Source organism: Streptosporangium sp. H16 (assembly GCF_051918855.1).
Taxonomy (GTDB): domain Bacteria; phylum Actinomycetota; class Actinomycetes; order Streptosporangiales; family Streptosporangiaceae; genus Streptosporangium.
Map to the genome: position 1 here is coordinate 1 of NZ_JBPXMD010000063.1, position 25934 is coordinate 25934.

Annotated in this window: 27 protein-coding genes and 5 tRNA genes; 19 read left to right on the forward strand and 13 right to left on the reverse strand. The window is 66.7% G+C overall.

The annotated features are described in order from the left end of the window. Positions 1-795: biotin/lipoyl-containing protein (locus ACTOQ2_RS42315; protein ID WP_440107438.1), on the forward strand; the 795-nt coding region annotated here is incomplete at its 5' end. A gap of 103 nt (positions 796-898) precedes the next feature. Beyond that, entirely contained in the window at positions 899-1339 is a 441-nt protein-coding gene (locus ACTOQ2_RS42320; protein WP_440107440.1) for a GNAT family N-acetyltransferase, read from the forward strand. Positions 1340-5104: 3765 nt separating this feature from the next. Here the strand turns inward: ACTOQ2_RS42320 and ACTOQ2_RS42325 are convergent. Together ACTOQ2_RS42325 and ACTOQ2_RS42330 are read right to left on the reverse strand one after the other, a co-directional pair. Continuing rightward, a complete protein-coding gene (locus tag ACTOQ2_RS42325; RefSeq protein WP_440107443.1) occupies positions 5105-5818 on the reverse strand; it encodes a creatininase family protein in 714 nt (237 codons plus the stop codon). Further along, positions 5815-7152, reverse strand: coding sequence for a helix-turn-helix domain-containing protein (locus tag ACTOQ2_RS42330; protein ID WP_440107445.1), 1338 nt, complete (start codon positions 7150-7152; stop codon positions 5815-5817). The genes ACTOQ2_RS42325 and ACTOQ2_RS42330 overlap by 4 nt, the downstream gene beginning before the upstream one ends. A 317-nt stretch (positions 7153-7469) precedes the next feature. On the opposite strand from ACTOQ2_RS42330, the gene ACTOQ2_RS42335 reads away from it, so the two are divergent. From ACTOQ2_RS42335 to ACTOQ2_RS42375, 9 genes are all read left to right on the forward strand, one after another. After that, positions 7470-7820 carry a hypothetical protein gene (locus tag ACTOQ2_RS42335; protein WP_440107447.1) on the forward strand — a complete coding sequence of 117 codons (351 nt, stop codon included), beginning with the start codon at positions 7470-7472 and terminating at the stop codon, positions 7818-7820. 428 nt (positions 7821-8248) lie between these two features. Then, on the forward strand, positions 8249-8980 hold the full coding sequence (locus tag ACTOQ2_RS42340) for a GntR family transcriptional regulator (protein WP_440107449.1): 732 nt from the start codon (positions 8249-8251) through the stop codon (positions 8978-8980). 122 nt (positions 8981-9102) lie between these two features. After that, entirely contained in the window at positions 9103-9537 is a 435-nt protein-coding gene (locus ACTOQ2_RS42345) for a plasmid replication, integration and excision activator (RefSeq protein WP_440107451.1), read from the forward strand. Further along, the gene (locus ACTOQ2_RS42350; RefSeq protein WP_440107453.1) at positions 9534-9860 is read left to right on the forward strand and encodes a hypothetical protein; all 327 of its coding nucleotides are present in this window, start codon (positions 9534-9536) and stop codon (positions 9858-9860) included. Before ACTOQ2_RS42345 ends, ACTOQ2_RS42350 begins: the two co-directional genes overlap by 4 nt. Before the next feature lie 84 nt (positions 9861-9944). After that, on the forward strand, positions 9945-11369 hold the full coding sequence (locus ACTOQ2_RS42355) for a type IV secretory system conjugative DNA transfer family protein (protein ID WP_440107455.1): 1425 nt from the start codon (positions 9945-9947) through the stop codon (positions 11367-11369). Beyond that, positions 11366-11560: a hypothetical protein gene (locus ACTOQ2_RS42360; protein WP_440107457.1), complete on the forward strand. Its 195-nt coding sequence runs from the start codon at positions 11366-11368 to the stop codon at positions 11558-11560. Before ACTOQ2_RS42355 ends, ACTOQ2_RS42360 begins: the two co-directional genes overlap by 4 nt. Continuing rightward, a complete protein-coding gene (locus ACTOQ2_RS42365) occupies positions 11557-13260 on the forward strand; it encodes a replication initiator (RefSeq protein ID WP_440107459.1) in 1704 nt (567 codons plus the stop codon). The genes ACTOQ2_RS42360 and ACTOQ2_RS42365 overlap by 4 nt, the downstream gene beginning before the upstream one ends. Continuing rightward, complete coding sequence (locus ACTOQ2_RS42370) at positions 13257-13445, forward strand: excisionase family DNA-binding protein (protein ID WP_440107461.1); 189 nt, start codon at positions 13257-13259, stop codon at positions 13443-13445. The genes ACTOQ2_RS42365 and ACTOQ2_RS42370 overlap by 4 nt, the downstream gene beginning before the upstream one ends. After that, positions 13442-14587, forward strand: coding sequence for a tyrosine-type recombinase/integrase (locus tag ACTOQ2_RS42375; RefSeq protein WP_440107463.1), 1146 nt, complete (start codon positions 13442-13444; stop codon positions 14585-14587). The genes ACTOQ2_RS42370 and ACTOQ2_RS42375 overlap by 4 nt, the downstream gene beginning before the upstream one ends. Before the next feature lie 109 nt (positions 14588-14696). Here ACTOQ2_RS42375 and ACTOQ2_RS42380 read toward each other — a convergent pair. Further along, positions 14697-14769: transfer RNA gene (locus ACTOQ2_RS42380), tRNA-Lys, on the reverse strand. 116 nt (positions 14770-14885) lie between these two features. Between ACTOQ2_RS42380 and ACTOQ2_RS42385 the strand changes: the two genes are divergently transcribed. Next, entirely contained in the window at positions 14886-15509 is a 624-nt protein-coding gene (locus ACTOQ2_RS42385) for a 3'-5' exonuclease (RefSeq protein WP_440107465.1), read from the forward strand. A gap of 8 nt (positions 15510-15517) precedes the next feature. On the opposite strand, the gene ACTOQ2_RS42390 is transcribed toward ACTOQ2_RS42385, so the two are convergent. Further along, positions 15518-16675 carry an acyl-CoA dehydrogenase family protein gene (locus tag ACTOQ2_RS42390; protein WP_440107467.1) on the reverse strand — a complete coding sequence of 386 codons (1158 nt, stop codon included), beginning with the start codon at positions 16673-16675 and terminating at the stop codon, positions 15518-15520. Positions 16676-16828: 153 nt separating this feature from the next. Here ACTOQ2_RS42390 and ACTOQ2_RS42395 point away from each other — a divergent pair, with 153 nt between their 5' ends. After that, entirely contained in the window at positions 16829-17287 is a 459-nt protein-coding gene (locus tag ACTOQ2_RS42395) for a PspC domain-containing protein (RefSeq protein ID WP_440107469.1), read from the forward strand. A gap of 1 nt (position 17288) precedes the next feature. Here ACTOQ2_RS42395 and ACTOQ2_RS42400 read toward each other — a convergent pair whose 3' ends face one another. Both ACTOQ2_RS42400 and ACTOQ2_RS42405 read right to left on the reverse strand, forming a co-directional pair. Further along, positions 17289-18584, reverse strand: a complete 1296-nt coding sequence (locus tag ACTOQ2_RS42400) for an MFS transporter (RefSeq protein WP_440107471.1) — start codon at positions 18582-18584, stop codon at positions 17289-17291. A gap of 168 nt (positions 18585-18752) precedes the next feature. After that, positions 18753-19103: a metallopeptidase family protein gene (locus ACTOQ2_RS42405; RefSeq protein WP_350972320.1), complete on the reverse strand. Its 351-nt coding sequence runs from the start codon at positions 19101-19103 to the stop codon at positions 18753-18755. Between the two features lie 34 nt (positions 19104-19137). Between ACTOQ2_RS42405 and ACTOQ2_RS42410 the strand changes: the two genes are divergently transcribed. From ACTOQ2_RS42410 to ACTOQ2_RS42425, 4 genes are all read left to right on the forward strand, one after another. Then, the gene (locus ACTOQ2_RS42410; RefSeq protein ID WP_440107473.1) at positions 19138-20640 is read left to right on the forward strand and encodes a metallophosphoesterase family protein; all 1503 of its coding nucleotides are present in this window, start codon (positions 19138-19140) and stop codon (positions 20638-20640) included. 92 nt (positions 20641-20732) lie between these two features. Beyond that, positions 20733-20805: transfer RNA gene (locus ACTOQ2_RS42415), tRNA-Glu, on the forward strand. Positions 20806-20908: 103 nt separating this feature from the next. Beyond that, a tRNA-Asp gene (locus ACTOQ2_RS42420) sits at positions 20909-20983 on the forward strand. Between the two features lie 28 nt (positions 20984-21011). Next, positions 21012-21085: transfer RNA gene (locus ACTOQ2_RS42425), tRNA-Phe, on the forward strand. 350 nt (positions 21086-21435) lie between these two features. On the opposite strand, the gene ACTOQ2_RS42430 is transcribed toward ACTOQ2_RS42425, so the two are convergent. The 6 genes from ACTOQ2_RS42430 to ACTOQ2_RS42455 form a co-directional block, all read right to left on the reverse strand. Further along, the gene (locus tag ACTOQ2_RS42430; protein WP_440107475.1) at positions 21436-22113 is read right to left on the reverse strand and encodes a hypothetical protein; all 678 of its coding nucleotides are present in this window, start codon (positions 22111-22113) and stop codon (positions 21436-21438) included. Between the two features lie 104 nt (positions 22114-22217). Then, on the reverse strand, positions 22218-22658 hold the full coding sequence (locus ACTOQ2_RS42435) for an anthrone oxygenase family protein (RefSeq protein WP_440107477.1): 441 nt from the start codon (positions 22656-22658) through the stop codon (positions 22218-22220). Further along, the gene (locus ACTOQ2_RS42440) at positions 22655-23293 is read right to left on the reverse strand and encodes a TetR/AcrR family transcriptional regulator (RefSeq protein WP_440107479.1); all 639 of its coding nucleotides are present in this window, start codon (positions 23291-23293) and stop codon (positions 22655-22657) included. Before ACTOQ2_RS42440 ends, ACTOQ2_RS42435 begins: the two co-directional genes overlap by 4 nt. Beyond that, positions 23290-23739, reverse strand: a complete 450-nt coding sequence (locus ACTOQ2_RS42445; protein ID WP_440107481.1) for a nitroreductase/quinone reductase family protein — start codon at positions 23737-23739, stop codon at positions 23290-23292. The genes ACTOQ2_RS42440 and ACTOQ2_RS42445 overlap by 4 nt, the downstream gene beginning before the upstream one ends. After that, complete coding sequence (locus tag ACTOQ2_RS42450) at positions 23739-24137, reverse strand: hypothetical protein (RefSeq protein ID WP_440107483.1); 399 nt, start codon at positions 24135-24137, stop codon at positions 23739-23741. Before ACTOQ2_RS42450 ends, ACTOQ2_RS42445 begins: the two co-directional genes overlap by 1 nt. A gap of 143 nt (positions 24138-24280) precedes the next feature. Further along, entirely contained in the window at positions 24281-24508 is a 228-nt protein-coding gene (locus tag ACTOQ2_RS42455) for a hypothetical protein (RefSeq protein ID WP_440107485.1), read from the reverse strand. 225 nt (positions 24509-24733) lie between these two features. Between ACTOQ2_RS42455 and ACTOQ2_RS42460 the strand changes: the two genes are divergently transcribed. Both ACTOQ2_RS42460 and ACTOQ2_RS42465 read left to right on the forward strand, forming a co-directional pair. Then, positions 24734-24799, forward strand: a tRNA-Phe gene (locus ACTOQ2_RS42460). A 143-nt stretch (positions 24800-24942) separates the two neighbouring features. Continuing rightward, the gene (locus ACTOQ2_RS42465) at positions 24943-25152 is read left to right on the forward strand and encodes a hypothetical protein (protein ID WP_440107486.1); all 210 of its coding nucleotides are present in this window, start codon (positions 24943-24945) and stop codon (positions 25150-25152) included. A gap of 65 nt (positions 25153-25217) precedes the next feature. Here ACTOQ2_RS42465 and ACTOQ2_RS42470 read toward each other — a convergent pair whose 3' ends face one another. Next, positions 25218-25799, reverse strand: coding sequence for a site-specific integrase (locus ACTOQ2_RS42470; protein WP_440107488.1), 582 nt, complete (start codon positions 25797-25799; stop codon positions 25218-25220). Positions 25800-25934: the final 135 nt, after the last annotated feature.

Consider the following 25934-nt stretch of genomic DNA (forward strand, 5'->3'; position numbering starts at 1 on the left):
GGTGAGGAACTCGGCTACGGCGACCCCGTGCTGCGCGGCCACTCGATCGAGTTCCGGATCAACGCCGAGGACGCCGGCCGCAACTTCCTGCCCGCACCCGGCACGCTCACCGCTATGCGCACCCCGTCGGGGCCGGGCGTCCGCCTCGACGCGGGCTACGAGGCCGGAAAGACGGTGCCGCAGACCTTCGACTCGCTCGTGGCCAAGCTCATCGTGACCGGGCAGAACCGCACGGTGGCCCTGGAAAGGTCGCGGCGGGCGCTGGCGGAGCTGGAGATCGAGGGGATGCCGACCGTGCTGCCCTTCCACCGCGCGATCGTGGCGGACCCGGCGTTCACCTCCGAACCCTTCGCCGTCCACACCCGCTGGATCGAGACCGAGTTCGACAACACCATCCCGCCCCACTCGGGAACCGGCGACATCGAGGCGGCGCAACCTCGCGAGAAGGTGCTCATCGAGGTCGGCGGCAGGCGGCTGGAAGTGGTGCTGCCCGCGGGCTTCGGCTCCGCCGCGCCGGCTCCGGCGCCCAGGACGCCGCGGCGCGGCGGCGGCATGGCCAAGCAGGCGCCGGTGGGAGGAGACGCGCTGGTCAGCTCCATGCAGGCCACCGTCGCGATGGTCGCCAGGATCGACGGGGACCTGGTCGACACCGGCGACCTCGTGGTGGTCATCGAGGCCATGAAAATGGAGCAGGCCATCACCGCCCACAAACCAGGCATGATCACCAACCTCAGCGTCACCACGGGCCAGACCATCGCCTCCGGCGCCGTCATCTGCGAGATCATCGACATGTGACCCCGGCGGCGATGGTCTGGTCGCGTGCCGTGTCCGGGGCGACGCCTCGTTGTCGAGGCAAACCGAGTTGACGCTCCGCGGCGTGCTCCGGTTTCCTTTTGCGATGTCCGATCTTCGCGTCGAACGGCCAGACGACGACACCGAGCTCGAAGACTGGCAGTACGTCCACAACGTGATCATCCCTACCCACGGCCTGTCTCTGGACGAGGTACGGGAACGCGCCCGGCGGCATCACCTGGAGGTCGCGTATCTCGGTGACGTTCTTGTGGGCTGCAGCACCGTGCGCCCGCCGACGGATGACACGTCGACGGCCACAGTGATCGCCCGTGTGCTCGCCGCTCATCGTGGGCGGGGGTTCGGCGAGGAACTTTATACGCGCGGGCTGCGGCGGGCACGGGAGCTCGGTGCCGAAGTGATCGAGACCGTCGTCCTGTCCTCCAACGAGGACGGCCTGCGGTTCGCGCGCAAGCACGGGTTCGTCGAGACCGAGCGTTACCTGCTCCCGGGAGACACCATCCCCTGGATCGACTTGCGGCTTTCCTGATCTTTGGTCGCCCGCCCCGTGTCGCTCCGGACATGGGGACGGAGATCCCTGACGGCAGGACGCCAGGGCCCGCGGCCACCCCTCGGGGCCCTTCGTCGTGTGGCCTCCGCCGTGGTCGCGTCCCCGGAATCGTTCCGCGAGCTTCCGGAACGCTCGCGCCGACCCGGGGAAACGCCGGTGGTCCCATTCCGCGTACATTCCGGGACCACCGACGGACGGCCACATGCGCCGGGAAAGGTCGACAAGAGCAAAGACCCAGTTCAGAGCCTAAGTTCCTGGTCGGGAGTGGTAGGGCGCCTGGGACTCGAACCCAGAACCTACGGATTAAAAGAAGTCGACTCGGTCGAGGTCGGAGGCTCTGAGCTGCGAGCGCGGTGTCCGTAGACGTTCGCCGGGTTCCGTCGTCGTTCATCCTCTTGGCTGTACTCGTGGCTGTACAGCCAAGCATCCTGGAAGTCAGTTTGGAAGATTTCGGTACGCGCCTCTTTGGCCTCCTGCGTACTAGGTTGAAGGAGGTTTCGGCTTCCTGCGCCTTTTCCTGGTTCATTCCCCTGGCAGGCATGCCGGGTACGGCTCTCTGTTCCGTTGCTCGGTGGGCCAGGGCTGAGGAACGAGGTCCTGGACCGTCGATTGCCCCCGGCCATGTGCGAGGGTCAGCCATCGTCAGGCGATCGTTGGGGCCGCACCGATCCGCCGGGTCTTGGGTTCGATGACAGGGGCGGGGACCGATGGCATGATGGTCATCCGACGGGTTTTGCAGCAGACCTCCCGGGTTTTCTGCGCTACCGGAGGTTCACTGCAAAACCTCGCTGGATTAACCCAGCAGGAAGACCCTTGAGCTGTGGTTTTACTTTGGGTCCTCATCGCCCCTACGAGGGGTCGCAACATGAAGCGGCGGTACCAGAGGCCGACGTACTGGGTCGTCCTCATCGCCCCTACGAGGGGTCGCAACGTGCTGGCGAGGACCTCGGTCAGCTGGATGAGGCCGTCCTCATCGCCCCTATGAGGGGTCGCAACTGCAACTTGCAGGACGGTAAGGACCGAATGGGATTCGTCCTCATCGCCCCTATGAGGGGTCGCAACACGTCCAGGAGGGCCGCGAGCCAGGTCCCACGGGGTCGTCCTCATCGTCCCTACGAGGGGTCGCAACAACTGGGTGAAGGCGAGGACGCTGCCGGAGATCTCCGTGTCCTCATCGCCCCTACGAGGGGTCGCAACCTGTCTACCCACGCGACTATGCTTTCGCGGATGCGGGTCCTCATCGCCCCCACGAGGGGTCGCAACTCGTACGCGGAGTGAGGGATCGGCTCCATGGGGTCAGGTCCTCATCGTTCCTACGAGGGGTCGCAACCGGCGTGGGCGCGAACCTCCACAGAAGCAGTCACGCGTCCTCATCGCCCTTACGAGGGGTCGCAACCGGCCGACGTCATGGATCTGGCCGAGGCGTCCCTCGCTGGTCCTCATCATCTCTACGAGGGGTTGCAATAGGAGCCCGTCCACGTTGGCGGACATCTTGGTGAGCGTCCTCATCGCCCTTACGAGGGGGTCGCAACGACATCAACATGGTGACCTCATAGGTCGCCATCCGGGTCCTCATCGTCCCTGCGAGGGGTCGCAACCCGATCACGTTCTTGGCAAGGCCCGTGTTGACCTGTCCTCATCACCCCTTCGAGGGGTCGAAACAGGCCAACGGAAAAACCGTACGAGACGTCACATGGTCTTCATCGCTCCTACGGAGGTCGCAATAGCAGGTCGAAGAAGCGTTCCATCTGCGCCTGCATCGTTCTCATCATCATTACAAGGGGCCGCAACACAAAAATCATCCGGATTGAAAGATCGGCTTTGGCTCGTTCCGGGTAGTTCAATGCAGGTCAGAAGGCATGGACGGTCCATCCTGAACGGCTCTGAACGACCCTGTATTGCAAGCCGAAGTGCAACCTCGCTCCCCGGTGGGCTGGGACTGAGGAACGAAGTCCTAGACCGTCGATCGCCCCCGACCACGTACGAAGATCAGCCACTCTCAGGCGATCGTCAGGGCCGAACCACTCCACTGGGTTCGAGTTCGGTGACACCGGCCGTGGCTGATGGCATCATGGTGATCACACGGATTTGCAGCAGACCTTCCGGGTTTTCTGCACTACCGGAGGTTCACTGCAAAAGCGGCCGGATCGCTCCCAGAAAAGAGCGTTTGAACTGCGGCTTTACTTTGGGGTCCTCATCGCCCTTACGAGGGGTCGCAACCCGTCATCGTTCCCGAGAACAGGAACGTGCCGGAGTCCTCATCGCCCTTACGAGGGGTCGCAACTGTTCCGGTGCACTCCGGACCGTTCGGCAAGATCGCGTCCTCATCGCCCTTACGAGGGGTCGCAACTGGAAGACGCGGCGGTGGTGCAGCTGGGCCCGGAACTGTCCTCATCGCCCTTACGAGGGGTCGCAACGTTTTCTTCGCGACGTGCTTGCCGGTGGCGTAGGTGGTCCTCATCGCCCTTACGAGGGGTCGCAACTTGAGCCCTGCCTGGTAAGCCCTGTCGTTGGCTGTCCTCATCGCCCTTACGAGGGGTCGCAACGCGATCTGCCTCCACCGGTAGACCCCGGGCGTCCAGGTCCTCATCGCCCTTACGAGGGGTCGCAACATCGCGCCGGCGGTGCCGTTCATGATGCGGATGGTGTCCTCATCGCCCCTACGAGGGGTCGCAACTCAGGGAGCGTCAGCGTGGTCTCAGGCATCGGTGTCCGTCCTCATCGCCTCTACAAGGGGTCGCAACTCGGGAAACTTGTAGTCGGCCCTGGTTTCTCCCTCGGGTCCTTATCGCCCCTCAGAGGGGTCGTAACAGATAGAGGCTCGCGGCGGCAGGGTTGGTGTCCTGGTCCTCATCGCCCCTACGAGGGGTCGCAACTGGCACAGGGTGAACGGGTTGCCGCACTCGCACCGGGTCCTCATCGCCCCTACGAGGGGTCACAACATGATGAGCAGGGACAGCTGGCCGCCGCGCACGAGTCCTCATCGCCTCTACGAGGGGTCGCAACACGACGAGGACGGCGTCGGAGTGGGAGTCGGGGTGGAGTCCTCATCGCCCTTACGAGGGGTCGCAACGGCACTTCGGGGAGCATCGGGTAGTCGTCGGCGGGCAGGTCCTCATTGCCCCTACGAGGGGTCGCAACGCGGGGCACGGCGTGAGCTTCTCGCCCAGCTCGGCCGTCCTCATCGCCCCTTTGAGGGGTCGCAACCCTATCCAGGTAGTTCAGAGCGTGTGGATCCTCGTCCTCATCGCCCTTATGAGGGGTCACAACAGCGCGGTGGTGATGGGGTACGGGATCGGTGTGTCGGCCCCATTGCCCCTACGAGGGGTCGCAACGCGACCGGCAGGATCGGGTGCCAGCTGGTGACGGGTCCTCATCACCTCTACGAGAGGTCGAAACCGCTTGGGCAGGTCCACGTCCAGCTCTGTGGCGTGGGTCCTCATCGCCCTTATGAGGGGTCGAAACCGCATAAGCGCGTCCATCTTCTTTTGCTGCGCTTCGTCCTCATCGTCTCCATGAGGGGCGGCGGTGCGGCCCCGGTGCGGCGGGCGATGGTCGAGTGCGGCGCGCGGCCGGTGCGGCGGGCGGGCCGATTCCCGCCGCCGTTCGGGACCGGCGCCCACGCCGCACGCCCGGACGGCGGGCGGTGGGAGGGCCGTGCGGCGGCGCGCCGCGCCGCCGCCTTGATACCTATGAGAACAATTCGGCAATGACTTGGGACGTGCTCAACCGGTGTGCCGTTGCTCAGGGCTTCGCGAAGAGGCTGAGTACCTCGTTGAAGCCGGTGGTGAGGCTGTCGAGCAGGGCCTTGCCTTTTTCGGCAGTGGCCAGCGAGGGCCGGCCGATGACTCCGCTCTCCGTGTAAGCCTGCATGCCCTTGGTCAGGAGATGGCGGCGATCGTCGGCGATCCAGTCGGAGGACTCGTAGCCGGCGCGGATCACCTCGGGGTAGGCGTGCAGCAGCAGGGAAGTCTCCAGTTCTCCGGCGTGCATGTCCTCGTGCATGGAGCTGGTGAGCCCGGCAGCAGATCGGGCCTCGTTCCAGTCCTCACGCGAAGGGAACAGCGCCATGCGGCGCCCTTCGGCGTTGCCCTCCTGAACGACGTTACTCAGGACGTAATTGCCCCCGTGGCCGTTGACGACGACCACGGCCGTGGGGCCAGAGCGGGTGATGGAGTCATAGACGTCGGTGACAATCGCGTGCAGGGTCCGTGCGGAGATGCTGGCGGTTCCCGGCCATGCGCTGTGCTCGTGGGAGCAGGAGATCGTCACCGGCGGCAGCAGCAGGACAGGGTAGGCGTCGGCGATCTGGCGGGCTATCAGGGTCGCCACGATGGTGTCGGTGCTGAGCGGTAGGTAGTCGCCGTGCTGTTCGAAGCTCCCGACAGGAAGGATCGCGACGTCGGCGTTCCGCTGGCGTTCCTCGGTCGTGGTCGCAGTGGGCAGCAGGGAAATCACCGGTCTCCTCGTGGCTGGAGTACGGGCAGGGAGAAGGACTTCAAGAGGATTCCGAGTCTGGTGAGCAAGTCTGCCAGGTAGACATCTGTCGACCATCGAGCCAGGTGGCCATGGAGCACGGTGAGCTGAGCAGCGACTCGACTGGAGCGAAGGGCCTGCGTGCGAGAGAGGGCTTCTTCGGTCACCGCGCAGGCTTGCTCACGCTCGCCCGCTATGGCGTAGGCGGTGGCCATGCGAGCCAGGAACAGGACATGATCACGTGTTTGGCTGGATTCGACCCACTGGGGCCGGCTGGCTTCGAAGATGGGGATGGCTGCGGTGGCCTGGCCCAGCAGTACGCGGGTCGCACCGGTCTCCATGGCGATGTAGGCGGGAGTGCAGTACGGGGCGCGGTCGTTCTCGCTCTGCATCGTCCCCGCGGTGGCTTCGGCGAAGGCCATCTCCGAATCGCGGGCGGAGTCTGCTGCCTCTCCCAGGTGGGCGTTAGCCGCCGCGCGGGTTCTCAGGACGACCGCTCGGAGCCGGGGGGTGAGGGCCTCAGGATGGGCCAGGGCCGTGTTCGCCAGTCCAAGGCCATGGCCGTAGTCGCCGGCCTCGGTGGCGATGATGCTCTTACGCATGAGGATGTAGGAGATGACGCGCTGGTCTCCCAGCTCCATGGCGTAGTCCAGGGCCTTGTTGGTCCACATCGTGGCGCCGGTGAAATCACCCAGGTCTTGGTGAAGCCATCCGCAGAACTCCAGGAGCTCGCTGGCGAAGTTCAGAGCTTCGGCTCGGTTGGCTCCTCGGGTCACCCGGCAGACCTGCCCGACCACAGGGACGTGATCCCGTACGGCGTTGATCACGAGCAGTGGCCCCATGATGGCCTCGGCCTGGATATGACCGGTGAGAATGTGCCGGAGTCCGGATATGACGGGGCGGCTGGATGCTCCAGTCAGATTGGCCAGGTACGGCGTCAACGGGCCGGTACGTAATGACGGCTCCGCGTCATCAGACGGTGGTGAGAGTGATGTGTGCTGGTGCGCGCTGACAGCGTGGGGCCGTCGTGGTGCGAGGCCGAGAGCCAGCCTGGCGGAATCGGGCATGTCCAGGCCATCGGCGACGCGCTCGAACACCTCGAACGAGGTGACCCTGATCGTTCCCCTCATGATCTCGCTGATCTTGCCTTGGCTGAGATTCACGGCGGTGCCGATGCGGGTTTGACTGACCCCGGCGTATTGACGGACCAGTTGAAAAACCTGGCCGATATTGCGATTTTGGAGAGCCGTTAGCATTTCGGGGCGCTGCCACAGTTCCGGCAAGATAACGACCGGTTTAGTCGCATCTGCTGGCATACGTGCTATCTCCCTTTGTGGCCTCAGCTTCCGAATACCCCACGCTTGCCGCTGGGAGTTATCCCGTCAAGGGATATCGACTATCCGGGGCAGGGATTCCGGCTCGGGATGGGTTCGATAGCCCTTGAGGGCGAATCTTGATCCATGGTTGCCGAGGATGAGTCGACGGGTCAGGGATGTGGAGCCTGCTGTGGCCGTGGCTGGCGGTGGATTCGCCGGAGTCGCGCCGATGTGGAGTGCCGCATCGACGGCCAGGTGGTCAAGCCGGTCCGGATCGCGTGCTTCGACTGCCTGGGCGCTGGCGAGGTGGCGGCCTGATGAGCGGGCATAAGATTCCGGCCATCAGCCGGCAAAAAGCGATCACCCCGGTACGGGCCGCGCGACGGCTACATGATGAGTTGGCCGCGTTGAACATCGCCTCGGATGTTCACGACGGGTACGGGCTGGCGCTGGTGTCGGTCTGGTTCGGGCTGGTCGTATGGACCGACGGCCAGGTCTTCCGCTGGTGGGCCGGACAGGAGGCGGGGCGGGCTCGACTTCGGCGCTATGCCTTCTGCCCTGCAACTGATCCGGTAACCGCTGCCCGCCGGGTGGCGAGTCGTTGCGTTGAGCTTCGCGAGCGGGGACCGGTTCCGGCTCCCGGCCCGAACGAGTGTGCTCCGCAATGATCGAGCTGACGGGCTGCTTGAGTCCCCACGTGTCCACACCGCAGGGTGGTCACACGCGGCTGGTCTGGCTGACCCCTGACCGAGGGACGGCGCGCCTGCGAGTGATCACCTGGACCTGCCGGTGCCGGGCCACGCTGTATGAGTTGTGCCAGGCCGGAGGGCAAGGCTTCATCCGGCGCACGCTCCAGCTGGAAGGCAGTCCGGAAGTACATGAGACCTATCGATGGCCGACCCGGCAGGCCAGCGATATATGGAGGGCGTTGCTCTCCGGGGAGGCCCGATAGGCGGACGCGGCGGCACGGCGGGCCTCGGTTGGTCGTGTCGTCGCGTCACGGGGTGAGGACTTCCTGTCGATCGAAGGGCTTCGCATCATCGACATGCGCTGATAGCCTGCTTGGCTAGACAAGTATGTTGAATGTGAGGCTCTAATGTCGTTTGAGTACACGCCTCCCAAATACGCGCAGTTGATCGCCGAGCTTGAACGGCGCATCGACTCCGGCGAGTATGCGGCGGGCTCGCTGCTGCCCAGCGAACACACGCTCATGGCGGAGTTCGGCATGGCACGGCCCACCGTGGTCAAAGCCCTCGGCGTCCTGCGCGATCAGGGATGGATCGTCACCCAACAAGGCAAGGGCCGTTTCGTACGCGGTCGCCCGGCGATCCCCAAAGACCAAAAGGCGCGCACGGGCCGCGAACTCCTCGACCGGACAGAAACCCAGGCCGCGAGCAAGCTGCTGACGGCCGGACCGGTGGAGGCTCCCAACCGCATCGCCGCCTACCTCGGCCTGGAGCAGAAATCCACGGTCGTGCTGCGCAAGATCCTGGTGGAGCGCGACGGCGAACCCACCGAGATCTCCGCCACCTGGGTTCCGGCCGCTGTCGCCGAAGGTACGGCCCTGGCGGAGTCGGCCGATCTGCGCCAAGGCATCCGGCGCTACGTGGAGAGTGCGGCCGGCGTCTCTCTGGATCACGTCATCGAGCACATCACCGCGCGCAACCCCAGCGCGGAGGAACGCAAGCTCCTGGGCGTGAAGCCCTCGGCCGCGCTGCTGGCTGTGTACGCCGTCGCCTGTGATGCGACGGGCAAGCCGTGGGTGGTGGTGGAGACCGTACTTCCCGGTGATCTTCACGAGCTGGAAGACGCCTACCCGATCCGGTAATCCAACTTTCCTCACGAAGCCCGCTTGGTGCACTTGACTAACCAAGCGGGCTTCGTGCTTAATGTAGATGCAACTTGGTCAGTCAAGCAGACTGGCCAGTCAAGAAGAGGAGTTGTTGCTTTATGGCCATCCAAGGCCCCATCCCCGTCCACTTCGGACAGGTCTTCCCGCACGGCTGCTTCATCGTCGGCGAGGTCGAGCAGGTCAAGGACTTCGATGCCTCGTCCAAGGGCCGCACCGTCTACGCCAAGGACAAGAACACCGGAGAGCTGGTGTGGCAGGTCGCGGTCATGGACGCCGACCCCACCGTGAAGGCCGGCCAGAAGACGGTCTCGGTCAAAATCCTGTCCCCCATCCAGCCGACCGTTCCGGCCGCGCTGCCGGGCCTGCCGTTCGTGCCGGTGGAGTTCGACGGCATGACCGCCACCGCCTACGTCAACCAGAACACCGGACGCCTGGCGTGGTCCATCCGCGCCACCGCGATGCGCCCTCCCCGCACTGCGGCGACTCCGGCCAAGGCTTCGGCTTCGACGGTCGGTAAGGACGTGGCCGCGTGAGAGAGCACCTGCCCTACACCCGCGCCGTGGTGACCCTCGACGAAGACGGCACCCGGCTCGACACCTCGTTTCGCACCCCGCACCTGTCGGTCATGGCACTGGTCGCCGAGGGCGGGCGGCCGTTCTTGCACCTGTCCTCCCGTGAGGCACAGGTGATCGTCTCCACCACCGGCGGCGGACCGGTCACCGAACAAGACGTGATGCTCGCCCGGCAGATCGCCGACGTCGCCGCGCGCTACCTGGCCGACTGCGAGCGCCTGCACACCGACCAGTCCACCCACCCCGACCAGGTCGACGAGTCCGAGCAGGGCGAAGCGGCCTGACACGAAGCGGGGCCGCTGGAAGGTGCAACTTCCGGCGGCCCCTCGGTTCTCCCCAGACGCGAATCAAGAGAGGGCTCAAGCCTAATGTTCAAAAAACTGCCCGGCGACGAGGCACGCACCCTCGTCACCACGACCCCCGACACCGCCGTGGTGTTCCGCCCGGCCGTCGTCCGCACTCCAGCCATCCTCACCATCACCATCTTCCTGTGGCGACTGCTGGCCGGAATCATCCGGCTCCTCTGGCGTCACCCGATCGCCGTGGCCGTCCTCGCCGTTCCCACAGTGCTCGGCGTCCTGTACGGCTGGCGCCTCGCCCTGGTCGTCGTCGCCGTTCCGCTCTCGCTGCTGGCGCCGTGGCCGTTCTTCGATCGGGCCTCCTTCAACCGCTGGATGGGCTGGCGGCTGCTGGCCTGGTGGCGCCTGGTGTGGGTGTATCGGCGGCACTGGCAACCGGTGATGATCGTTTCCGGTCTCGGCCGGAACCTGCGCGGCCGCGACTACCTGCCTCGCATCGTGCGCGTCACCTGCACCTCGTGGGCGGACCTGGTCACGGTGAAGATGATCAGCGGACAGGCGGTCAAGGACTGGACCGACCGCATCGACCACCTCGCCCACGGATTCGGTGCCACCTCATGCCGGGTGACCGTTGCCCGGTCGGGCCGGTTGCTGCTGGCCTTCCCTCGGCGTGACCCGCTGGCCACCCCCTTACCCGCCCTACCCATCCTCGACGTCGCCTCGGTCGGGCCGGTCGAGATCGGCCGGTGCGAGGACGGCACCCCGTGGCGGCTCAAGGTCCACGGCACGCACGTCCTGGTGGCTGGCGCCACCGGAGCGGGCAAGGGATCCATCATCTGGTCCACGATTCGGGGCCTACTTCCTGCGATGCGGGCGGGCCTGGTTCGGGTGTGGGCGCTGGATCCCAAGCGGATGGAACTGTCCTTCGGCCGTGGCCTGTTCGGTGACCGCTACGCCGCGAGTCCTGCGGCGTGTGCCGATCTGCTGGAAGCGGCGGTGGCGGTCATGCAGGAGCGGGCCGATCGGTTCGCCGGCCTCCAGCGCTCCCACACACCCACGGTCGAAGATCCGTTCGTCCTGGTGGTGGTCGACGAGGTGGCGTTCCTGACCGCCTACCAATCCGAGAAGGCCCTCAAGCTCCGTATCTCCGCTGCGCTGGCCACCCTCACTACGCAGGGCCGTGCGGTCGGGTTCGGCGTGATGGCCGCACTCCAAGACCCGCGAAAAGAGGTCATGAACGTCCGCAACCTGTTTCCCGACAAGATCGCCCTTCGGCTCGATGAGTCCGAGCAGGTGGACATGGTCCTCGGCGACGGCACCCGCGACCGCGGAGCGCTGGCCGATCACATCTCCCCGGTTCCCGAGCAGGGCGCGGGCATCGGCTACGTCCGCCTGGAGACCTCACCCGATCCCATCCGCGCTCGCGCCAGCTACGTCTCTGATGCCGACATCCGCGCCATGGTCGCCGACTTCGCCGAGGAGGCACACCAGTGAAGATCATCATTCAGGGCACCCTCGTCGAGATCGACACGATCCCCTTCCGCCTCCTCAGCCCTCTGTCCGACTCCCCGCCGCGATTTGAGCTGGTGCTCTCCGACCTGGTCAACATCCGGCTGCGCCGTGACCCCTACAGCGCTTCCTACCGCTTCACCGCCGACGTGCTCGCCCGAGAGGAGGACAGGTGACCGACGCCCCCACCTCCCCATCCGCCCCCTCGCCAGACGGTTCCGACCACACCTTGCCTCGCCTCGTCCGCGACACCCTGCCTTTCGCCCTGGACGTCGCGGTGGAGGTCGCCAAGAACAACGGCGTCTGCATCCGGCCGATCGAACTGCGGCGCCTGGACACCCACACCGGCATGACCGAGTCGTTCAACATCCCCTGCGGCGCCACCCAGGAAGCCAAATGTCCGCCGTGCGCCACCCGCAACAAGCAGCTGCGCAAAGCTCAGTGCCGCGAGGGCTGGCACTTGGAGGCCGAACCCGTCGCCGAACCTCACCCCTCCACCGAGGACCAGAAATGGCTGATTGAGTTCCGGGCCGACGTGCAAGCCAAGCGCGACGAGGCTGAGAGGGACGGGGAAGACACCCTCGACTGGGACGAGGCCATCGCGGGCATTGACGCGGAGATCAACGCCGCGGGAATGCGCGGCAACGTGCTGGGTGGTCGAGCAACTCCGAAGCGCTCGCGTTCGACGAGACGGCGCCAGGATGCGCCGGACTTGCCCAAGCGGGCCAAGCAGAACACCACGCTGGGGCGGACCTTCATCGCCTCCGATGGCAAGGTCTACCGGCCGTCGCTGTTCGTCACCCTGACGCTTCCCTCCTACGGGCGCGTTCACAACGGTGTCCCGGTCAACCCGGCCACCTACGACTACGCGGCGGCGGCTCGGGATGCGTTGCACTTCTCCAAGCTGGTGGACCGGTTCGTGCAGAACCTCCGGCGGGTGGCGGGCTATGACGTGCAGTACTTCGCCTCCGTCGAACCCCAAAAGCGGCTCGCCCCGCACCTGCACATGGCCATCCGCGGCACCATGCCCCGCGCGGAGGTCAAGGCGATCGCGGCGGCGACCTATCACCAGGTGTGGTGGCCATCGGTCGACGAGGTCCGCTTCGACGGTGAGCACCTGCCTATCTGGGCACAACGGGCCGAACGCGCTGAGCCCTACCCCGACGAGCAAGCCGGCGACTACCTCGACCCGGCCACCGGGGAACTGCTGCTCACCTGGGACGAGGCCCTCGACCAGCTCGACACCGACGAGACGGCCGAACCGCTGCACGTGGTCCGCTTCGGCGCTCAAGCCGATGTTCAGGGCGTGCTGGCCGGATCGCCGGATGCCGACCAGTGCCTCATCTACCTGTCCAAGTACCTGACCAAGAACCTCGGCGACCCCCTCGACCCCAACGACGTCGCCAACCAGGCTCGTCGTGACCACGCCACCCGCATGGTCGAAGCGCTGCGTTACGAACCCTGCTCCCCGGCGTGCGCGAACTGGCTGCGCTACGGAATCCAGCCCAAGGGCGCCAAGGCGGGCATGCTGCCGGGCCGCTGCAAGGGCAAGGCGCACAAGGCCGAACACCTCGGCTACGCGGGCCGTCGCGTCCTGGTCTCGCGCAAGTGGTCGAACAAGACCCTGCGCGAACACAAGCAAGACCGGCGGGCCTGGGTGCTCGACATGCTCGGCCTGCCCGATGACACCGTGACCGACCCGCACCGCTACGTCTGGCGGCCGGTCTCCTCCAAGGATCCCAACCGCACCCCGCTGGCCAAACGGCTGCTGCGTGAGGTCGCCAACCGTCAGCGCACCCGCGCACGCCTGATCGAACTCCAAGCCAGAGCAGACGGACAACCCGTCCCAAGTCCAGCTCTGGAGGTGGCGGCGTGATCACCGGCAACAAGCTTCTCGTCTCCGCAGGTGAGGCATCCGAGCTGCTCGGGATCGGCAAGACCAAGATCTACGAACTGATGGCTTCCGGAGAACTGCGCTCGGTCAAGATCGGCCGTTCGCGGCGCATCCCTGTTGAGGCGCTCACCGCTTTCGTTTCGGCAATCGAGCAGGAGGCAGCATGACCAGCAGCCATAAGCGTCGCCGCTCTCAGGGAGAGGGCTCCGTCTTCAAGCGCAACGATGGGCGCTGGGTCGGACAGATCGATCTCGGCTGGACGGACGGCAAGCGGAACCGCAAGACCGTCTACGGCGCAACCGAGAAAGAAGCACTCGGCAAGCTCGCAGACCTCCGGGATGCTCAGCGCAAGGGACAGAACCTCACTGCCAAGCCTCGGAAATTCGCCGACTGGCTTGACGAGTGGGTCGAGATGAAGCGGCGGCAGGGAACTCGGCCGTTGACTCTCCGAGGCTACCGACAATTGATCAAAGACCACATCAAGCCTGCGCTCGGCCGGAAGCAGCTCGACAAGCTCACTCCCACCGATGTCCGTCGACTCGTTGAAGCCAAAGCCGAATCAGGGCTGTCGACTGCCACCGTCAAGCAGATCCATGGCCTGATCCGGAACACACTGGCTGATGCCGAGCGTGAAGAGCTGGTGCATCGGAACGTCGCCAAACTCGTCAAGACTCCGGCAGTGCGCCGGGAGGAAGCTCGGGTACTCACGATTGAGGAGGCCAGACGGCTGCTCGATGTGATCAAGGACGATCGGCTCGAAGCCTTCTGGGTCTGTGCGCTGACGCTTGGCCTGCGGCGTGGGGAACTTCTCGGGCTCCGCTGGGATGACGTCGACTTCGCCAATGGGCTGCTCGCCGTACGGCAGACGCTTCAGCGGGCGGACGGCTCCCTTCAGTTCGTCGATCCCAAGACGGATCGGTCTCGCCGAGTCGTTCCCGCGCCGGAACCGACCTTGGCGGTGCTCCGCAAGCACAAGCGGGCTCAGGCGGCCGAACAGCTCGCGGCGGGCAAGCGGTGGCAGAACCTCGGGCTCATCTTCCCGTCCACAATCGGAACACCCATCGAACCGGGCAATCTCAGCACCCGGTGGCGAGCCACCCGAAAGAGGGCGGGGCTCGACTGGCTGAGGCTTCATGACCTGCGCCATGCCTGCGCCTCGTTCCTGCTCGCCTCCGGCGCTTCGCCCCGAACCGTTATGAAAACGCTGGGTCATAGCCAGATCGGGCTGACCATGAACACCTACACGCATGTGCTCCCGGACATCGAACGGGCGGCCGTCGACGCGGTCGCCAAGAGGCTTTTCGGGTGATCAAAGACATGCCGAGGGCCGGACTCCTGACGGGGTCCGGCCCTCTTGGCTGTCAAAGGTGGCTGTCATCGCCCTTTAAAGCAAGATCGATAACTGCTGTTTTCGCAGGTAGGGCGCCTGGGACTCGAACCCAGAACCTACGGATTAAAAGTCCGCAGCTCTAACCATTGAGCTAACGCCCCGCAGGTGACAGCGTACCGAGGATAGTGTCCACTAACGTCCGTCGCCAGGCCCATTCATGGTCATCTGTTTGCGGAACGGCCGGTGGGGGGCGGGAACGGCTCCTAGAGTGGCAGGCATGACGAGCTCGGGGCTTGAGCCCGCCCTCACCTCTCCCGTCTCCACGCGCCCAGGGTATGTCGTGGTCGATGTGGAGACCACAGGTTTCTCCCCGTCGAGGGGCGACCGGATCTGCGAGATCGCGCTCGTCTCGCTGGACGCGCGGGGCGAGACCGTCGACGAGTGGCACTCGCTGGTCGACCCCCGGCGCGGCACCGGGGCCGTCCACGTCCACGGCATCACCAGCGCGATGGTCCAGGGCGCTCCGGTGATCGAGGAACTGCTGGACGACATCTGGCGGCGGGTCGCCGGCCGGGTCCTGGTGGCCCACAACGCCTCCTTCGACCTGCGCTTCCTGCGGAGTCTCCCCGGCAGCGAGTGGGTGACCGAGACCCTGTGCACGCAGCGGCTGGCGCCCGCCTTCCTCCCCGACGGCAGGTGGACGCTCGCCGCGTGCTGCGAGCGCGCCGGTATCCCGCTCTTCGGCGCGCACGCAGCGCTGGCCGACGCCCGCGCCGGCGCCGAGCTGCTCCGCTTCTACCTGCGTATGGGCGTCTCCTGGGAGGAGGAGCTCGACAGGGCCGCCCGCGCCCCCGAATGGCGTCCCTCCGGGCTGCCCCAGCGGCACCCTCGCCGCCGGTAGGCGGGAGATCAGCGGTAGGCGGGGATGCCGGTCAGGGCCTCGCCGAGCACGAGCGTGTGGATCTCCTCGGTCCCCTCGTACGTCAGGACGCTCTCCAGGTTGTTCATGTGCCGGATCACCGGATACTCCAGCGTGATGCCGTTACCGCCCAGGATGGAGCGTGCCTGGCGGGCGATGTCCAGGGCGGCGCGGACGTTGGCAAGCTTGCCGAAGCTGACCTGGCGCGGGGTGAGGGTTCCCGCGTCCTTGAGGCGGCCCAGGTGGAGGGCGGTGAGCTGCGACTGCCCCAGGCCGACGTACATCCAGGCGAGTTTCTCCTGGGTCAGCTGGAAGCCGCCGATAGGCCTGCCGAACTGGACGCGGGAGGTGGAGTAGTCGACGGCCGACTCCAGGCAGGCGCGGGCGGCGCCCACCACACCCCATACGATGCCGAAACGGGCCTCCGACAGGCACGACAGCGGGCCCTTCAGGCCGCGAACCCCGGGCAGCACGGCGGAGGCGGGCAGCCGGACGTCGTCGAAGTACAGCGACGAGGTCACCGAGGCCCGCAGGGACATCTTCCGGTGGATCTCCGGGGCGGTGAAGCCCGGGGTGTCCGCGGGCACCACGAAGCCGCGGACGCCGTCCTCGGTCTGCGCCCAGACCACGGCGACGTCGGCGATGGAGCCGTTGGTGATCCACATCTTGGAGCCGTTGAGGATCCAGTCGCCCGAGGGGTCCTGCTTGGCGTGGGTGCGCATGCCCGCCGGGTCGGAGCCCTGGTCGGGCTCGGTCAGGCCGAAGCAGCCAATCGCCTCGCCCGCGGCCATCCGGGGGAGCCACTCGTCCTTCTGCTCCGCGGAGCCGTACTTCCAGATCGGGAACATCGCGAGCGAGCCCTGCACGGACACGAACGATCGCAGCCCGGAGTCTCCCGCCTCCAGCTCGCGGCAGGCCACGCCGTACGAGACGGAGTCGAGGCCCGCGCAGCCGTACCCCTCCAGGTGCATGCCCAGCACGCCGAGCGAGCCGAGTGCCGGGGCGAGCTCACGGGCGGGGAAGACGGCCTCCTCGAACCAGTCGCCGACGTGGGGCAGGACCCGGTCCGCGACGAGGTCCCGCACGGTGTCGCGGATGAGACGCTGCTCCTCGGAGAGTGTGTCGTCGATGCGCAGGAGATCGTCCATGAGATTCCCTCTCTCTTCGGCCCTGTCAGGGTATTACCGGTGCGGTGGGGATGGAGGTCAGGGTCGCGTTCGGACGGGGGCGGGGTGTATGTCAGGGTCGTGCCAGGGGGAATCCCGATGTGAGGAAGGTCCGCTCTCGGGCAGTCTGAGGACATGAACGAAAACGATTTCTCCGGCGTCAAGAAACTCCAGAGGACCAGAGACGGGCGCATCATCGCGGGTGTGGCCTCCGGTCTCGGACGCTACATCGGGGTGGACCCCAACATCATCCGCGCCGCCCTCGCCATCGCCACCTTCTTCGGTGGCCTCGGGGTGGCGGTCTACGCGATCGGCTGGGTGCTCCTGCCCGACGAGAACAAGGACAGGTCGGTCCTGCAGGACGTGATCGACAAGAACAAGGACAACCCGATCTGGGTGGACGCCAGGACCAAGGCCGAGCAGGGCTGGGCCAAGGCCACCAACAAGGCCACCAACCAGCACCGCGCGCCGCACCAGCCGGCTCCGGAGTACCCCACCCACGAGACCACCTTCCCGCCCGCCCCGCCCGTCGCTCCCCAGGCCCCGTACGGCACGGCGCCGCGGCAGGACGACGACACCCGCCCCCAGGTGTGAGTCAGGAGGTCGCCTCCGCGCGAACCCTCTCGATGATCTCCCTGCGGGAACCCCTCCAGAGCACGGCCAGCGCGGCCGCCAGGGCAAGACCGGTCGCGCCGGCCAGTGCGACCACCGTCTCGGGGCCGAGCCGGTCGGCCGCCGCCCCGCCGACCAGGATGCCGATGCCCTGGGAGGCCAGCAGACCCGACTGGACCAGGCCGAAGGCCTGTCCCCGCTGCTCGGCGGGGACGCACTGCACGAAGGCGGCGTTGGCCGCGAGCTGATAGGCCCCGCCCAGGCCGGAGACGAACCACAACAGCAGCACCACAGGAAGCGGTGGCTGCGCGGCGCACAGGATCAGCGGCGCGCAGGTCAGCATCGCCATCCAGCCCATCGACCGCAGCCGGTTCGATGGGCTGACGTAGCGGCTGTACAGGAACGCGCCGACGACGGTGCCGGTGGGCATGGCGCCCATCAGCAGGCCGGTGACCAGTGAGAGCTCCTGGGGATTCCCGGTCAGCTCGTCGGCGTACGGGCTCGCGATCCCCTCGGGCAGCACGTAGAAGCCACAGAGCCAGGCGAAGAGCACCAGCGTACGCAGCCGGGGGTCGCCGAAGACCAGCCTGGCGCCGGCGCGGGTCATCGTCCACATCGAGGGCCGGTTCTCGTCGGAGGGGATGGGGGCGGGACGCCGCCGTACCCCCGAGACGATGATGAGCGCGGAGGCCAGGAAGGTCGCCGCGTCCAGCGCCAGCGCGCGGTACGGCCCCATTCCCATGATCAGGACGCCGCCGACGGCGAAGCCGAGCATCTGCGCGCCCTGGTTGGTCATGTTTTGCAGGGCGGATCCCGCCACGTAGCGGTCGCCCTCCAGCAACTCCGGCAGCAGGGCCGCCCGCGCCGCGGAGAACGGCGCGCTGAGCAGCACGACGCAGAAGACCAGCACGCACAGCGCGGCGAACGAGACGCCGGGAATCGCCATGAGCGCGACCAGCAGGGCCCGGAGCAGGTCGCAGGCGATCATGATGCGCCGGCGGGCGTGGCGGTCGGCGAGCCCCGCGAGAAGCGGTCCGCCGATGATCGGCGGCAGGTAGGTCAGGGCATAGACCGACGCCGTCGCCAGGGGCGAGTCCGTCCGTTCGAAGACCAGGACGGACAGCGCCACCCGTGAGAGCTGGTCGCCGAGGAGGGAAAGCCCCTGGCCGAGCCAGAGCGCGCGGAACTCCCTGATGGCGATGACCTCGCCGTAGGTCGCTTGGCGTTCCGCCGGACGGCGATGCCGCCCGGGTAGTCGGCCGGACTTGGTCGCCGCCATAGGACTCCGCTGAGCTCGCAGGCACACTGACTGTGGGTGTTCACTGTGTAACCTACGGTGCCTGCTACAAGGCCGCCGCGCAACCGAAAGCAATCAAGCGCATGCAAACCGTGATGATAAGCGGCGACATTCCGGATAGGAGGCCTTTGACGTGCAGTGCAGGGTTACTTACCAGCCCAGCTCGTGCAACCGGTCATCATCGATGCCGAAATGGTGGGCGATCTCATGGACGACGGTTATCTGCACCTCTTCGATGACCTGATCTTCTGTCTCGCATATAGAGCAGATCGGGTTGCGGTAGATCTCGATGCGGTCGGGTAGCACTCCTGCGTACCACTCGCCCCGCTCGGTGAGCGGGATACCCGTGTAGAGACCTAGAAGATCCGGTTCGGGTGGGTCGTCGACGACGACGAGCACCACGTTGTCCATGACTTTCGTCAGCTCGGGGGGAATGGTGTCCAGAGCCTCGGCCACGAGCTCCTCGAACTTCTCCCGCGAGATCTCGATCACACCCGTCATTCTGCCCCGTGATACCGGGTAGAGGTGGAGGCGCATGAAATTCGCTGATTGGACCCAGGGAGCCCGTCGTGTCGCCACCGGGCGAATCGCCCGTGGCCTGGTCGTCGCCGCCGTCGCCCTGGCCGGCGCGTGGCTCGGCATCATGCTGGGCGGGGCCGTACGGGCCAACGTCGGCCCGGTGGAGCTCGGCATGTCGGCGGAGCCCTCGTGGGCGGGGGAGACCGTTGTCGACGCTCACCCTTTCGGCACACTTCTGTTCGACACCCACGACGCCCCGGTCGGCCTCCGGGTGACCCTGGAGAACATCAACCCCGACCGGGCCCGCGGATTCCTGGACGACCCGCGATTCTCCGCCGACCGGCTTCCCGCGCTCCTGGAGGAGGAACTGGGCGCCGGCGTCAGGACGCTGATCCTGCGCGCCGCGCTCTCCGGGCTGTTGGGCGCCCTGATCACGTCCCTGATCGTCTTTCGCCGGCCGGGACCGGCCCTGGCGGGCCTGATGGGCATCACCGTCGCGATCGCCGGTACGGGCGCCGCCATCGCCCTGACCTTCCGGCCCGACTCCGTGGTGGAACCCAAGTACACCGGCCTGCTGGCCGGCGCGCCGTCCCTCGTCGGCGACGCCGAGTCGATCGTGACCAGGTTCGAGTCCTACCGGGTCCAGCTCGCCAAGCTCGTCAACAACGTCTCCCAGCTCTACGACGTCGTCTCCGCCCTGCCGGTCTACGACGCCGACCCCACCTCCATCCGGGTGCTGCACGTCTCCGACATCCACCTCAGCCCCATCGCCTGGAACCTCATCCGCTCGGTCACCGCCCAGTTCAAGATCGACGCGATCATCGACACCGGTGACCTGACCGACCACGGCACCGGACCAGAGGACAGGTTCACCGAGGAGATCGGCACCTTCGGCGTCCCGTACGTCTTCGTCAGGGGCAACCACGACTCCATGGCCACCCAGCGGGCCGTGGCCAGGCAGAAGGGCGCGGTCGTCCTCGACGGCGAGACCAAGACCGTGGCGGGACTGCGCATCTACGGCATGGGCGACCCCCGGTTCACCCCGGACAAGTCCGTCCCCGTCGACTCCAACCTCGAATCGCTCGCCGCCCTCGGCCGCTCGCGCGCCGCCGAGCTGGCGAAGCTGCCCAAGCAGGTCGATCTGGTCGCCGTCCACGACCCGACGATCGCCAAGGGGTTCTCCGGCGCGGTCCCGATGGTCCTCACCGGTCACTCCCACGAGCGATCCACCGAGTTGCTGCCCTCGGGCACCCGCCTTCTGGTCCAGGGATCCACGGGCGGAGCGGGTCTGCGGGCCCTCGAACACGACGAACCCACCCCCGTCGCGGCCTCCGTTCTGTACTTCGACGCCAACACGCACCGCCTGCGGGCCTGGGACGACATCACCCTGGGAGGGCTCGGCGAGCAGTCGGTTCAGATCCAGCGTCACGTAGAGACCGACCCTGGCCGTACAATTTCTCCTGTGCCGACGACTACCCCGTCTCCAACGGGGTCGATCACCGTCACACCGACGCCGTAGGCCGCGAACCGCTTTGGCATCGGGGGCAAAAGTCCCCTATGCTTCAGAGGTCTCCAGCGGAAGACGGCGACGGAACGAGATGAGAGTCTCGAGCCCCCATCGTCTAGTGGCCTAGGACACCGCCCTTTCAAGGCGGCGACACGGGTTCGAATCCCGTTGGGGGCACGGCCGAGCCAAGGCTCGCCAGGGAAACGGCAGGTCGAAGACCTCCGGAAAACTGGTAGGCTAAGCAAGGCAAGAAAGACCGGGACAAAAGCCCCGGAAGCAAGGTCCTGTAGAGCAGTTTGGAGTGCTCGCCACCCTGTCAAGGTGGAGGTCGCGGGTTCAAGTCCCGTCAGGACCGCTCTGGTAGGTGTTCGATCTACCACCGAGGTCAGGTAGCTCAGTCGGTACGAGCGTCCGCCTGAAAAGCGGAAGGTCGGCGGTTCGACCCCGCCCCTGACCACAGCAACTGAGCAGCACAAACGCCCCGAGCCAATTATGGCCGGGGCGCTTTTTGTTGTGCTTGACGACAACCTCACTCGTAGCCATCGCTGTAAAAATCGCTGAGGAACTCCGAAGCCGCCCGGGATGCCAAGGCCTTGGATGTGTCGGCCGGTAAGCGTCGCCCGGCGACGAAGCTGGGGTGAGCGGTGCAGTGGGGCATCGTACGGATGCTCGGCACCCTCTGAACGTCGTGCTCCCCGGATTCGCTCAGCGAGACCAATGGTCGGGCTCGTTCGATCCACGGGTATTGATGATTGCCCTGTCCTCCTGGCCCCTCAGGCTCTGTCGTGGAGGGCCTTCCACGATTGGTCAGCTCACCTCGTGCGACAACGAGGCTGGGTTCAGGCGGATCAGGGTGATGCCGTACGCGATGATCCAGGCAACCCACATCAGCCAGCCGACGAGGCCCAGGAGACCGAGCGGGCCGGTGTGGTCGGTGACCAGGGGGGTGAGGGTGGCCGAGCCGAACAGCAGCGCGGCCGATGCCAGCCCCAGGGCGCCGTGCCACGGCCGGATGAGCCCGGCGCGCAGGCCGGCGACGGACAGGCCGATGAGGGCGAGTGCCAGGAAGGTGCCGTTGAGGGTGAACAGCGCGTCGTGCAAGGCCCACAGTCCCCCGGCTGTGGCGCTGTCGCGCGCGGCCGTCGACGTGAGCGCGAGGCGAATCGCGATGACCGCGGCGAAGGTGGCGTTCTGCAGTGCCAGGCCGGTGAAACCGAACAGTGACCACGCTTCGCCCCGGCCGCGTTCGAAGTGCCGTAGCGCGGAGACCGCGCCCGCGCCGAACAAGGTGGCCAGTAGCCAGGCGGAGGGAGTGAGAGCGGACGCGACGGCGACGACCTCGCCCTCGGTGCCGAAGAACGCGTTGACCTCGCCGATCTCGGCACCGGTGAGCGGCAGACCGGCGGGCACCATGATCGCGTTGGCGAGGACGATCGTGATGGCGAAGCCGAGGGCGGCGATGCCGGTGATTCGAGAGAAGTCCATGACTGACTCCGTATTCACGTTTGACGTGGTAGGGGCGAGCGCATGCCCTGAATTGCTACATGTCGGGACAACGGGCTGTGGTGCTGGCAGCCGCCGCGCGCTGATCAGGCGGTGCCTGCCGCGCAGACCAGGACGAAACCGATCAGCAGCAGCCAGGAGCGCACGCCCTGGAAGAACTCCCAGCGGCGGCGGGTCCGTTCCCATCCGGCGGGCGGGTTCGCCGGATCCCAGCGTCCGGTGGCGATGTTGATCGGGACGTTGACGGTGACGGTGAACCCCACCGCGACGGCGAATGCGACCACCGCGGACCAGGCGAGCCACCTGGGCCCGCTGCCCTCGATCGCGACGGCCACCGCGAGCACCACGCACAGCGTCATCCCGACCGGCATGACCCGCCCGAACGTCTTGAGCAGGCCCTTCTCGACGGTGATGCGTTCGGTGCCGGGCAGGTGGCGCAGCACAGGATGGACGAAGGCATAGGAGCCGAACTCGGAACAGGCGACGAAACCGGTGACGGCCAGCGTGACGAAGACGAGCAGGTTCACGGCGACTCCGTGGGTAGTGGCCTCGACGGCGATGCGGCCCGCACAGCGGTCAACGCCGTCTCGATCAGCGCATCGGGCTCGGGCCATGGCATGTCGGGTTTGGTGATGCGCAGGTCGATGGCGCCGTGCAGGGAAGCCCACAACTCTGTGGCCAGCACGAACGCCGCACCGTGGCGGGCGGGCGACAGGCACGCGCTGACCGCGTCGACCAGTACCTTGTAGGAGGCCGCGCCGGGATGCGCAGCGCCGGGTTCGAGCCCCAGCCCGGCCGGGCCCGCGTTCATGGCGCTGAACAGCACCCGGTAGTGCCCCGGCTGCTCCAGACCGCTCCGGACGTACGCCCTGGCGATCGCCTCGAGCCGCGCGACGGGGTCGCCGGCGGCGGACACGGCGGCGCTTTCGAGCTGCTCGGTGAACTCGGCGAACCGCTCGGCGATGACAACACGCAGCAACGCCTCCTTGTCCGGGAAGTGCCGGTACACCGAAGGTGCGGTGACGCCTGCGGCGGCGGCGACGGCCCGCATGGTGAGCGCGTCGGCGTCGCCGAGCTGCGCCAGCAGGTCAGCGGCCACCCGGACCACCACTTCACGCAACTCGTGCCCGGTGCCACGGCGCCTGCGGTGCGGTGCGGTCATGGGGTGACGGCCTCGTCGTCCAGCAGCACACGGACCAGAACCCGGCCGCTCGCGATAGCCGCGTGTACGTCCGCGATGTCCGGGGTGCCGTCCGCGCCGACCCGGACCCGCGCCCAGCGCCCGTACGCGCGGTGGTCACGCACGAGTGCGGTGAGCGCCTCGGCCACAACAGCGGGCTCGCGCACCGCCTCGGCCACCGCCGCGACCCGGCGGCCCCGCAGTCGCAGCTCCACCGGCGCCCCGCCGTCGAAGTTGCGCCACCACCCCCCCTTCGTGGTGATCAGCAGCTCGCGGTCACGCTGGAGGTAGTTGACGGGGGTGACGTAGCGGACGCCGCTGCGGCGCCCGGTAAAGCTCAACAGGAGACTCCTCCGGCTCATCACCGGGTGCAGCGGCGAGGACAGGATCGCGGCCGGAATCCAGTTGCGCAGCGATGGGGTGGCCATCAGACGACACCGCCGGGGCGCGGCACACCCAGCCGCCGCCCCATCTCGTCGGCCAGCGCCTGCAACGCCGCGAGCGGCCGGACGAACACCGTGAGATCCGAGATCCGCTCGTCCCGGTCCTGGCGGGCGACGAGCAGCCCGTCGGCCCGGTCGGGGTGGCCCGCGACCTGGGCGCTGAACATCAGAACCGAGGTGTCGCCGACGCCGACGATGGTCGCCGACACCTCGATGTCGTGCAGCACCCCGTCGAGCACAGCCCCGATGACGTGAGACGCGGCACCGACCCCCTCGATCGGCTCGTCGTGTACCGCGACCCGCAAGGTGACGTCCTCGGCCAGCACCACGGACACGGCAGTGGCGTCCTCCGCGGCGAGCGCCCGTCCCAGCTGATCCAGCACTGCTCCCCCTCCAAGTAGGTTAACGATCGTTATATTAACGCACGTTAGCATACTTCTGCAGCGCGGGCCCGTGGCCGAGTCGGCCATGGCCCTCAACCAGGGCAAGTGCCTGCCGTCACCGAATCATCGTCAAGATCGCGTTCCTAGCGCCAAAACCCGGTCCGATCCTCCCCGGAGGCCGGTAGGTCGGTGGTGCGATGCACCGTGCGCGGGCCTTCGTCCAGGTCGATGGTGAGCGTGCTGTCACTGACGTGCACGGTGACGACCTGGCCGGCACGCAGGCGACCGAGCGAGACGCTCTGGCGGGCGACCACGATCACCCCGCAGGAACTGGTGCGGCGCTGCACCGTGATCGTCGACCGCCCGGCCACTGTGTACTTGATCGGTCCTCGGGCAGTCCGAGCGGAGAGGGGAGTAGCTCTATGCGAAGTGCATCAGGGGAAGTTTTCTGGTCAATCAGGTGCAATCTCGTGGGAGGCGTCCTCCTGCCCGCCGATGAGCGGACGGATCCACTTGACGACAACAGTGACGACAACATCGGCCACCACAGGCATACGTCAGCAGCCGTCCACGGCCTTCTGAGCTTGTGTCGACAGAGCGCAGTAGGGTGATCGCTCCGCCTGAAAAGCGGAAGGTCGGCGGTTCGACCCCGCCCCTGACCACAGCAGCTGAGCAGCACAAACGCCCCGAGTCGATTATGGCCCGGGGCTTTTTGATGTCTAGTGACAGCAACGTCTCTGCTGCTTCGAACCCCCAGGTTTTTCGCGTCCTGGACGATCTCGCTCAAACGCAGGATCATGAGAACGTGAGCAGGACGGATAACACGATGCCGCTTCGCTTGCAGGAGCAGGATGGTCGCCGCTACAGGCACGACATGGGCGGGTCTTATTCGGGCATCGGTGAAGATGCCAACCTCGCGGAGCGCAAGGCCCGGCAGCGGGTACGGCTCACATTGCTGCGCGGCGAGGAACCAGAGCCGACCCGGCATCGCCATTGCGAAAAGTGGCGCTATTGATGAGGGCTAACAATGAAGCGCCCCGGAGGTGACCTCCGGGACGCTTCATTCATGTACGTACGATGTCAGCCGAGGGCATCGCCGAGTTTGCCGAGGGCGTTGCGCTTGTCGTCGAGGGAGACGTGGGCGTAGATGGTCATGGTTACTTCGATGTCGCTGTGGCCGACGATGTCTCGGACGACCTGGGGCGGCACGCCGAGGTTGAGCAGCAGGGTCACGCAGGTGTGGCGGAGGTCATGAAAGCGCATGTCCCCGAGGCCGGCGGCCTTGCGGATGGCTCCCCAGCTTCGCCGGAGGTTGTCCGGCTCCATGGGCGTTCCGCGCCGGGACGGGAAGACCAGGCCATGTTCCTCCCAGTCGTCCCAGCGGTCGGAGCGTTCGGCGAACTGCTGCTTGCGATGCGCTCGGAGCGCTTCCACGCAGATCGAGGGAAGCGGAACGGTTCGCTCGGAGTCATTGGTCTTGGGCCGGACGAACTGGAGACGGCCCTCGACACGCTGAAGGGTCTGGATCACTTCGAGTTTCGCGCCGTCGAGGTCGATGTCCACCCAGCGGAGCCCGAGCAGCTCCCCGCGCCGCAGCCCGAGACAGAGCGCCAGGACGTAGAGGGCCGACAGCCGGTGCTCGTGGGCGGCCTTGAGGACCAAGCGGGACTGAGGGACGGTCAGGCCGGAAACTGTAGAAAAAACGGCTCTGTCGCAGATTCGGCTCTGTCTCTCTTTCGGTGGTGACGGAGCGTCAGCCTAAGAGAATGCGGTGGCGAAGCAGAGCGAAGCCGGCTC